We start from the raw sequence: 2,361 nt of genomic DNA on the forward strand, positions 1-2,361 counted from the left end.
GGCCACCCCTCCCCTCAAGGGGGAGGGAAACGCCGGCGACTATCGCGCCTGCTCCCGCGCCTTCAGTTCCAGCCGCCGCGCGTGCAGCACCGGCTCGGTGTAGCCGTTGGGTTGGACGCGGCCTTTGAAGACCAGGTCACAGGCAGCAAGAAACGCGATCGACTTGTCGAAATCCGGCGCCATCGGCCGGTAGAGCGGATCGCCTTGGTTCTGGCGATCGACAATCGCCGCCATGCGCTTCATCGTCTCCATTACCTGGTCTGAGGTGCACACACCATGGTGCAGCCAGTTGGCGATGTGCTGCGAGGAGATGCGCAGCGTGGCGCGGTCCTCCATCAGCCCAACGTCGTTGATGTCAGGCACTTTCGAGCAGCCGACGCCCTGGTCGATCCAGCGCACGACATAGCCCAGAATGCCTTGCGCGTTGTTGTCGAGCTCCTTCTGGATCTCTTCCGGCGACCAGTTCGGCCGCACCGCGACCGGCACCGACAATATGTCGTCGAGCTTGGCCTTCGGCCGGCTCTTCAGCGCCACTTGGACGGCATGCACATCGACCTTGTGATAGTGGGTGGCGTGCAGCGTCGCCGCCGTCGGCGAGGGCACCCAGGCGGTGTTGGCGCCGGCCTTGGGGTGCGCGATCTTCTCGGCCAGCATCGCCGCCATCAGATCGGGCATCGCCCACATGCCCTTGCCAATCTGGGCGTGGCCGGCCAGCCCAGATTCGAGCCCGGTGTCGACGTTCCAGGCCTCGTAGGCGGCAATCCAGGCGGCCTGCTTCATGTCGCCCTTGCGGATCATCGGGCCGGCTTCCATCGAAGTGTGGATCTCGTCACCGGTGCGGTCAAGGAAGCCGGTGTTGATGAAGACGACGCGGTCTTTAGCGGCGCGGATCGCCTCCTTGAGGTTGACGGTGGTGCGCCGCTCCTCGTCCATGATGCCCATCTTGATGGTATTTTCCGCCATGCCGAGCAGGGCCTCGACGCGGTCGAAAATCTCGACGGCGAAGGCGACTTCCTCCGGCCCGTGCATCTTGGGTTTTACGACGTACGTCGAGCCGGCGCGGGAGTTGGCGCGGCGCCCGTTCACGCCGATATCATGCAGCGCGATCAGCGCCGTCAGCGCCGCATCCATGATGCCTTCCGGCACCTCGTGGCCCTCGCGGTCGAGGATCGCCGGATTGGTCATGAGGTGGCCGACATTCCTGACCAGCATCAGTGAGCGGCCGGGCAAGGTCAGCGTGCCGCCATCGGGCGCGGTATAGGTGCGGTCGGGGTTGAGCCTCCGGACAAAGCTCTTGCCGCCCTTGGTGATCTCCTCGGCAAGATCGCCCTTCATCAGGCCGAGCCAGTTGCGGTAGACCACGACCTTGTCCTGCGCATCGACCGCCGCGACCGAATCCTCGCAGTCCTGGATGGTGGTCAGCGCCGATTCCAAGATGACATCGGCGATGCCGGCTGGATCGGTCTTGCCGATCTGGTTGCTGCGGTCGATGACAATCTCGATATGCAGGCCATTCCTGGTGAGCAGGACGGCCTCGGGATTGTCGGCGTCGCCGCGATAGCCGGCAAACTGTTTTGGGTCGGCGAGCGTGGTAGCGCCGGCACCCTCACCCAGCCGCAACATGCCGTTGGCAACCGAAAGCCCGTTCACCCCTGCCCATTTGCCCGAGGTGACCGGCACCGATTCATCGAGAAAACCCTTCGCCCAGGCAATGACCTTGGCGCCGCGCACGGGATTGAACTTCCCGCCCTTCTCGGCGCCGTCGGTTTCCGGAATGGCATCGGTGCCGTAAAGCGCGTCGTAGAGCGAACCCCAGCGTGCGTTGGCGGCGTTCAGCGCATAGCGCGCGTTCATCACCGGCACCACCAGCTGCGGCCCGGCAACCACCGAGATTTCCGGGTCGACATTTTCGGTCGCGACTGAGAAGGCCGGCCCTTCCGGCACGAGATAGCCGATGTCCTTGAGGAACGCCTTATAGGCTTCCATATCGCCGGGCGCGCCATTGTCGCGGTACCAACGGTCGATCTTGTCCTGCAGGGCGTCGCGCTTTTCCAGCAGCGCCCGGTTCTTCGGCGAAAGGTCGTGCACGATGGCCGAGAAGCCGGTCCAAAAGGCGTTGGCGACAATGCCGGTACCCCGCAGCGCCTCGTTCACGACGAAATCATAAAGCTCGCGGGCGATCCGCAATCCGGCGATTTCGACGCGATCGGTCATCAGGGCTTCTCCACGATGAAGGCTTTGGCCGGGCCTTTGGCATGTCAGGGTAGCACGGTCAATTCAGCTTAGGGTGAAGGGATGTATTTTGCAGCCAATCTCCCCCCTTGAGGGGGAGATGGCCAGCAGGCCAGAGGGGGTCGCCTC

General features: G+C 64.0%; 1 protein-coding gene. It reads right to left on the reverse strand.

What is annotated here, in order from left to right:
- Positions 1 to 39: 39 nt before the first annotated feature.
- Positions 40 to 2,214 (reverse strand): malate synthase G, encoded by a 2,175-nt coding sequence (locus E5W87_RS35000; protein WP_292408414.1) that lies wholly within the window; start codon positions 2,212 to 2,214, stop codon positions 40 to 42.
- Between the last annotated feature and the right edge of the window lie 147 nt (positions 2,215 to 2,361).

It is taken from the genome of Mesorhizobium sp. (assembly GCF_004962925.1).
Classification (GTDB): Bacteria; Pseudomonadota; Alphaproteobacteria; order Rhizobiales; family Rhizobiaceae; genus Mesorhizobium.